Genomic DNA, 7,287 nt, shown 5'->3' with positions numbered 1-7,287 from the left:
CGCTCGAACGCGGCGCTCTTCTGCGCAAAGCTGTCCTGCTGCGCCTGGGCCTGCTGGGCGATGGCCTTGGCGTCGGCGAGCTGCTTGGCGATCTGCGCCTCGCGTGCGTCCACTGCGTCCAGCACAGGCTGGTAGAGGAAGCGCTTGAGCAGCGCCACCAGGATCACGAAATTGAGCGCCTGGGCGCCCACGGTGAACCAGTCGATCAACATGGCTCACTTCCCGGCGACATGGGCGATCGCGGTGTTCCAGAACGGGTTGGCGAAGATCAGGATCATCGAGACCACGAAGCAGTAGATCGCGGTGGACTCGATCATCGCCAGGCCGACAAACAGCGTGCGCGTGATGGTCGAGGAGGCATCCGGCTGCTGCGCCAGCGCCGTCAGCGCAGTGGCCACTGCACGGCCCTCGGCGAAGGCCGGGCCCATGCAGCCGAAGCCCGTGGTGAGGCCGGCAATGACGATGGAGGCCACCGCGATGATGGTCATGCTGTCCATGAGATTTCTCCTTGTGCCGGCTAGTCGCCGACGTGGGTGGCTGCGGCCACATAGACCGCGGCGAGGATGCTGAAGATGTAGGCCTGCACCATGCCGGTGAGCAGGCCCAGGGCCGTCATCAGGACAGGGAACAGGAAGGGGGTGATGGTCAGCAGGATGGCGATGATCATCGCGCCGCTCATCATGTTGCCGAACAGGCGCACCGCCAGTGCCAGGGTGCGCGAGACCTCGCTGATGATGTTGAACGGCAGCATCAGCGCGGTCGGCTCGAGGTAGGACTTGAGGTAGCCGCGCAGGCCCTGGTCGCGAATGCCGTAGAGCGGCACCGCCACGAAGACGCACAAGGCCAGCGCCAGCGTGGTCGACAGCGAGCCGGTCGGCGGCTCGTAGCCGGGCAGGATGGTGAACAGGGCCGCGGCGGCCACGAACAGGAACAGCGTGCCCAGGAAGGCCAGGTAGCGCCGCGGCTGGCGCAGGCCGACCTGCTCGATCTGCTGCACGATGCCCAGCACGACGATCTCCAGCAGGTTCTGCCAGCGCGAGCGCTGCAACCCGCGGCTCAGGCGGCGCGTCACCAGCCAGGCGCCCAGCGTGAGCACCAGCATCAGCAGCCAGGTGAACGCGATGGTGGCATTCAGCTTGACGAAGCCGTGCAGCCAGAAGATCCATTCGTCAGGGCTGAGCCGCATGGCGTGCCTCCAGCGCTTCGTGGCCCATGCCGGGCGGGCGTGGCCGCGTCAGCCGAATGGCGATGAAGCGCGCGACCAGGAAACCCGCCAGGCAGGCCAGCAGCCGCTGCCAGTGGCCGGCACCCACCAGGTAGAAGCCCAGCGGGGTGAGGAACATGCGCAGCAGCCAGCCGGCCAGGTGCTGCAGCGCAGGGCGCCGGACGCTCAGCGTGCGCTGCACCGTCCACCACAGGCTGCCGAAGAAGCAGCCGCCCAACACCAGGCCAGCCAGGCCGGCCATCGCCAACGACGGCCATGTCCAGGCCTCATTCATCGGCATCGGATCGGTCCTCGTTTTCCTTGCGCATTGCGCGGTCGGCCTGGGCCACCCAGTGCCAGGCGTTGGCGCAGCCCAGCACCAGGCCGGCCACCAACAAGGCCAGGGTCCAGCGGTGCCGCCCGGGATCGTGCGCGTCCAGCCAGATGCCCAGGGCCGCGCCGAGCAGCGTGGGCACCACGACGGACCAGCCGATCAGGCCCATGGCGCCCAGCCCGGTCCAGACGCCCGGCTCACCGCTGCGCCGGGCGCGGCGTTTGCGATCTGCCTTCGCCCCCACTTGCGCCGCCAGGGACTTGTCGCGATCAGCGGCCACGGGCAAGCCCCTGCAGGCCGGAGAGCCGCGTCAGGCAGGCGGTCTCCAGCTTGGCCATCAGCGTGCGGAGTTGCAGGGCTTCTTCGTCCTGGGCCCGGAACTCGCGCTCGACGGCGGCGCGCAGCTGGCCCAGGTCACGGCCCAGCATGGCGCGGCGCACCGAGACGCGGACCTCGGGCCCGGCTTTCAGCAGCACGCCTTCGTCCACCGCGACAAACACCTCGCCGTCTGCCGGCGTCTCGAAGGTGAGGATGCCAGGCGTGAGCGCAGCCACGCAGTCCCGCCGGCGCGGCAGGATGCCGAACGAGCCCTGCGCCATCTCGGCGACGATGCGGGTCACGCCGCTCCTGGACAGCAGCACGCGCGACGGCAGCAGCACTTCCAGGCGCATGGGTTCAAGCGGCATGCGCATCCTCCGCCGGCAAGGCCTGCACCGTGATCGGCTCGCCCTTGGCCTCGGCGATGCGGCCGATCATGTAGAGCGCGCTTTCCGGATGGTCCTTGAACTCGTCGCGCAGGATGCGTTCGCAGCCGTCCAGCGCGTCCTTCAGGCCCACGGTCTTGCCGGCGATGCCGGTGAACTGTTCGGTGGTGAAGAAGGGCTGGGTCAGGAAGCGTTCGAGCCGGCGCGCCCGGGCCACCACCTTGCGGTCCTCGGAAGACAGCTGCTCCAGCCCCAGCATCGCGATGATGTCCTTCAGCTCGGCGTATTGCGCCAGCGTGCGCCGGATCTCCTGTGCCAGCCGGTAGTGTTCGGCGCCGACGATGCCGGGCGTGGCCATCTTCGAGTTGGACTGCAGCGGATCGATCGCCGGGTACAGACCCTCGCTGGCCCGCTTGCGCGAGAGCACGATGGAGGCCGACAGGTGCGAGAAGGTGTGCACTGCCGCCGGGTCGGTGAAGTCGTCTGCCGGCACGTAGACCGCCTGGATGGAGGTGATGGCGCCGGTGGCGGTGTTGGCAATGCGCTCCTCCAGCTCCGACAGCTCGGTGCCCATCGTCGGCTGGTAGCCCAGGCGCGAAGGCATCTGTCCCATCAGCCCGGAGACCTCGGAGCCGGCCTGGATGAAGCGGAAGATGTTGTCGACCAGCAGCAGCACGTCGCGGTGCTCGTCGTCGCGGAAGTACTCCGCCATCGTCAGCGCCGCATGGCCGACCCGGAAGCGCGCACCGGGCGGCTCGTTCATCTGGCCGAAGACCATCACCATGTTGGGCAGCACACCGGCCTCTCGCATGTCGTGATAGAGCTCCTCGCCCTCCCGGCAGCGCTCGCCAATGCCGCAGAAGATGCTCACGCCGTCGTGGTGGCCCACCATGTTGTGGATCAGCTCGGTCAGCAGCACCGTCTTGCCCACGCCGGCACCACCGAACAGCCCGGCCTTGCCGCCGGTCTCCAGCGGCAGCAGCACGTCAATGGCCTTGATGCCGGTCTCGAACACCACCGAGCGGGTGGACTGGCTGCTCAGGGGCGGCGGTGCGCGATGCACCGAGCGGCGCTGCACGTTGGCCGGTGCGGGCAGGCGGTCGATGGGCTGGCCGAACACGTCGAACATGCGCGACACGATGCCGGGCCCGACCGGCGCCTGCAGCGGCGCACCGGTGTCGTGCACCGCCATGTGGCGCGCCAGCCCCTGGGTGGAGGTCAGCGCAATGCAGCGCACGCGCAAGGCATCCAGTTGGGCCATCACTTCGAGCGCAATCTCGCCACGCTCGCCTGCGAGCAGCAGCGTGCGGATCGGCGGCAGCCCGGCCTCGAAACGCACGTCCACCACGCTTGCGCGGATGGCCGTGACGCGGCCTGGCAGTGGCAATGCCCCGGGCGGGGAGACGGGCATGGGTGCCGGCAAGAAAGTCATGTGCGCCGATCTTGCAGGGCCTGGCGCCGCAGCCCTTGATCTGGCACAACTCCGGGCCCTGCAGTGCCGCACTGGCGCAATTCGGGTCAACCCCACAGTCGTTCTGGAAATTCGACGTTTTTTAAGATGCGCGCACCTGACTCGCAGGCCCGTTCAACATGGCCCATCTCTGGCTACCGCCGCTGCGCTACTGGCTGCTGTTCGTCTTCGCCACTTCTGCCCTGTACGCGCATTTCCGTGGCCGCGTGCGCTTCAAGCTGTCGCGTGCGCTGACCGACTTCACGGTGCTGCTGGCGCCCGTCAACGCGCTGCTGTACCTCAGCTCCCGCGTGCCGGCCACGCCCTACCTGCCGTTGCAGGACTTCCCGGAACTGGCACCGCTGCGCGAGCACTGGCAAGAGATCCGCGACGAGGCGCTGCTGCTGAACCACGACGGCCACATCAAGGCCGCCACCGGCCACACCGACATCGGCTTCAACTCCTTCTTTCGCACCGGCTGGAAGCGCTTCTACCTGAAGTGGTATGGCACCGACATGGCCTCGGCGCAGGCCATGTGCCCGCGCACCGTCGAGCTGCTCAGGCAGATCCCGAGCGTGAAGGCCGCGATGTTCGCCTCGCTGCCGCCCGGCGCGAAGCTGGTGCGCCACCGCGACCCCTACGCCGGCTCGCTGCGCTACCACCTGGGCCTGTTCACGCCCAACTCGGACGGTTGCTACATCGAGGTCGACGGCCAGCGCCATGCCTGGCATGACGGCGAGGCGGTGATGTTCGACGAGACCTTCATCCACCACGCCGAGAACACCACCGACCAGCAGCGGGTGATCCTGTTCTGCGACGTGGAGCGCCCGGTGCACACGGCGCCCATGCGCTGGTTCAACCGCCTGTTCGGCCGCCTGGTGATGACCGCAGCGGCCACGCGCAACACCGACGACGAACCCATCGGCACGCTGAACAAGCTGTTCTTCTACGGCTACAAGATCCGCCTGGCCGGCAAGGCACTGAAAGCCCGCTCGCGCACCACCTACTACGTGGGCAAGTGGGCGCTGATGCTGGGCGCGCTGTACCTGATCCTCCGGTAATGGTGCACCCGGTTCGCCGGGTACGGCGCACCACCCGCCGGGCGGGTCCGCCAGCCGCTTGGGGCGGCCCGGCGCTGGCTGCCGGCGCGGTGTTCGACCTTGGTGTGTTCAGCCGCCGGCGCGCTTGACTTTCCAGCCGCGGCCTTCGAGCTTCTGCATTAAAAGGGCCACGTGGTCGCCCTGGATCTCGATCACGCCGTCCTTGACCGTGCCGCCGCTGCCGCAGGCGGCTTTCAGTTCCTTGGCCAATTTGGCCAGGTCTTCTGCATTCAGCGGCACGCCACGCACCAGCGAGACGGCCTTGCCGCCGCGGCCCTTGGTTTCGCGCGAGATGCGCACCACGCCGTCTCCGGCTGGTACTGCGGCAGCCTTCAACGCTGCGCAGCGGCAATCGGCCAGCGCCTGCTTGCAGTCCGGACAGGTGCGGCCGCCTTCGGTCGAATAGACCAGGCGGGACAGTGACGACAGGCCGGAGCCGCGGGTCGAGGAAGCCATGGCAGTTGAAACAGGCAGCAAACAGCGAGGGAAGGATGGTGCACGGCGGCGCCAGCCGATAAGCTCGCGCGGTGCCGGATTGTCGCCTTGCCAACGCCGCGCTGGTACGGCGCCTGCTTGCTGCGCCAGCCCTCGCCTCGATTCGCGTCACACGGCCGCGCCCTGCCGTGCCTGAACCTTTGCGCATGCCCGCCTTGTTCCGTTCGCCCCTTCTCCTGATGCGCACTGCAGCCGCTGCAGCGCTGCTGGCGCTCACCGGCCTGCCGGCGTTTGCCGCAGACAGCCCGCGCTGCCTGAGCGACTGCACGCCGCGCATCGGCATCGTCTCGGCCTTCGGCGCCGAGGCCGATCTGCTGCTCGCCCAGCTGCAGCAGCCGCAGGCCTGGACCATCGAAGGCAAGCGCTTCACCACGGGCGAGCTGGAAGGCCACCGTGTGGTCGTCGTGCTCAGCGGCGTGAGCATCGTCAACTCGACGCTGGTCACGCAGCAGATGCTGGACCACTTCCGCATTGACCGGCTGGTGATGAGCGGCATTGCCGGCGGCGTGAACCCCGCCAACCACGTGGGTGACGTGACCGTGCCGGACCGCTGGGCCATGCCGATGGAAGTCTTCTGGAATGGCGACGAGAAGCTGCCTTCGCCGTGCGGCGCGCAGGGTGACGTCTCCTGCCTGGGCCTGAAGCTGGCGCAACCGGACGGCAAGACAGTGCCGCCGTTCGCGCTGCAAGGCGCGGGCGGCAGCGTGCAGACCGGCCTGTTCATGCGCGAGACCTACGCGCTGAACGCCGCCAACGCACCAGCCGGCGAGTACCGCTTCGACTACCCGGTGGACCCGGCGATGCTGGCGGTGGCCAAGTCCCTGAAGCCGGACCTGCAGCGCTGCGGCCCGCGCGCGAAACAGGCCGACGGCTCGCTGGACCCCAAACTCTGCATGAAGACCCAGCCGCGCCTGCTGGTGGGCGGCCGCGGCGTGTCGGCCCCGGTGTTCCTGGCCAATGCGCAGTACCGCCGCTACCTGTTCGACACGCTGCAGGCCCAGACCTTCGAGATGGAGACCGCGGCGCTCGCCCACGTGGCCTATGTGAACCAGGTGCCCTACATCGCCTTTCGCAGCCTGAGCGACCTGGCCGGCGCCGAAGCGTTTGACGCCGACGTGGGCGCGATGTTCGCCAGCGGCCTGGCCGAGGCCAACGAAGCTGCCGTGACGCTGGCCTTCCTGAAAGCCTGGCAGTCGCCGCTGACCTCGGTGAGCACGAAGATCACCGGCGCCGACAGCGGCGCGCGCAAGGTCAAGGCGCTGGTGATCAGCATGTTCGGTCCCGAGGCCGAACCCTGGATCAAGCCCTTCGCGCTGGACCAGGCCATCACCGTGCCCGGCCTGTCGCCCGACTACCCGGCCCTGCGCTGCAGCGCCGACGACGTGTGCCTGCTGACCACCGGCATGGGCCACTCGAACGCCGCGGCCTCGGTGCTGGCCGTGACGCTGGATCCGCGCTTCGACCTGCGGCAAACGTATTTCCTGATCGCCGGCATTGCCGGCATCGACCCGGCGCAAGGCACGCTGGGCAGCGCCGCCTGGGCGCGCTGGCTGGTGGACGTGGGCATTGCGCACGAGATCGACGCACGCGAGATGCCCAAGTCCTGGAAGAGCGGCTACTACGGCGTGCTGACCAAGGGCCCGGGCGAAAAACCCAAGCTGGAATACCGCACCGAAGTCGCCCGCGTGGACGAGGCGTTGCTGCAGAAGGCGCTGGCGCTGAGCAAGGGCGTGGCGCTGCAGGACAGCCCGCAGGCCCAGGCCTACCGCGCCAAATACAAGACCGGCCCGGCCGCGCAGCCGCCGGCGGTGATCCAGTGCGACACGCTGGGCGGCGACACCTGGTGGCATGGCGACAAGCTGGGCCAGCACGCCCGCGACTGGACCAAGCTGATGACCGACGGCGCCGGCACCTACTGCACCACGCAGCAGGAAGACAACGCGACGCGCAACGCGCTGGAACGCGCCGCCGCGGCCGGCAAGGTCGACCTGAAGCGCCTT

General features: G+C 68.7%; 10 protein-coding genes. 2 read left to right on the top strand and 8 right to left on the bottom strand.

From position 1 onward, the window contains the following. The 7 genes from FKP22_RS15750 to atpD form a co-directional block, all read right to left on the bottom strand. The coding region (locus FKP22_RS15750) for a F0F1 ATP synthase subunit B family protein (RefSeq protein WP_445663747.1) at positions 1-212 on the bottom strand (212 nt) is incomplete at its 3' end. A gap of 3 nt (positions 213-215) precedes the next feature. Further along, complete coding sequence (locus FKP22_RS15745; protein ID WP_141288412.1) at positions 216-497, bottom strand: F0F1 ATP synthase subunit C; 282 nt, start codon at positions 495-497, stop codon at positions 216-218. Between the two features lie 20 nt (positions 498-517). Continuing rightward, positions 518-1,186: a F0F1 ATP synthase subunit A gene (locus tag FKP22_RS15740; RefSeq protein ID WP_141288411.1), complete on the bottom strand. Its 669-nt coding sequence runs from the start codon at positions 1,184-1,186 to the stop codon at positions 518-520. Further along, on the bottom strand, positions 1,170-1,505 hold the full coding sequence (locus tag FKP22_RS15735; protein WP_211361423.1) for an ATP synthase subunit I: 336 nt from the start codon (positions 1,503-1,505) through the stop codon (positions 1,170-1,172). The genes FKP22_RS15740 and FKP22_RS15735 overlap by 17 nt, the downstream gene beginning before the upstream one ends. Continuing rightward, a complete protein-coding gene (locus FKP22_RS15730) occupies positions 1,492-1,818 on the bottom strand; it encodes an AtpZ/AtpI family protein (RefSeq protein WP_231011892.1) in 327 nt (108 codons plus the stop codon). The genes FKP22_RS15735 and FKP22_RS15730 overlap by 14 nt, the downstream gene beginning before the upstream one ends. Next, complete coding sequence (locus FKP22_RS15725) at positions 1,808-2,224, bottom strand: F0F1 ATP synthase subunit epsilon (protein WP_211361422.1); 417 nt, start codon at positions 2,222-2,224, stop codon at positions 1,808-1,810. The genes FKP22_RS15730 and FKP22_RS15725 overlap by 11 nt, the downstream gene beginning before the upstream one ends. Then, complete coding sequence (atpD, locus tag FKP22_RS15720; RefSeq protein ID WP_141288409.1) at positions 2,214-3,653, bottom strand: F0F1 ATP synthase subunit beta; 1,440 nt, start codon at positions 3,651-3,653, stop codon at positions 2,214-2,216. The genes FKP22_RS15725 and atpD overlap by 11 nt, the downstream gene beginning before the upstream one ends. Positions 3,654-3,856: 203 nt before the next feature. Between atpD and FKP22_RS15715 the strand changes: the two genes are divergently transcribed. Beyond that, positions 3,857-4,753, top strand: coding sequence for an aspartyl/asparaginyl beta-hydroxylase domain-containing protein (locus FKP22_RS15715; protein WP_141288413.1), 897 nt, complete (start codon positions 3,857-3,859; stop codon positions 4,751-4,753). A gap of 108 nt (positions 4,754-4,861) precedes the next feature. Here the strand turns inward: FKP22_RS15715 and FKP22_RS15710 are convergent, their stop codons facing one another. After that, entirely contained in the window at positions 4,862-5,248 is a 387-nt protein-coding gene (locus tag FKP22_RS15710) for a translation initiation factor Sui1 (protein ID WP_141288408.1), read from the bottom strand. A 185-nt stretch (positions 5,249-5,433) separates the two neighbouring features. On the opposite strand from FKP22_RS15710, the gene FKP22_RS34525 reads away from it, so the two are divergent. Continuing rightward, positions 5,434-7,287, top strand: a 1,854-nt coding sequence (locus FKP22_RS34525) for a phosphorylase family protein (RefSeq protein WP_375140587.1), incomplete at its 3' end; no start/stop codon positions are given.

It is taken from the genome of Ideonella azotifigens, assembly GCF_006519715.1.
GTDB lineage: Bacteria > Pseudomonadota > Gammaproteobacteria > Burkholderiales > Burkholderiaceae_C > Ideonella > Ideonella azotifigens.
The sequence above is the reverse complement of the archived record's forward strand: the minus strand, read 5'-3'. Positions and strand labels throughout refer to the sequence as shown.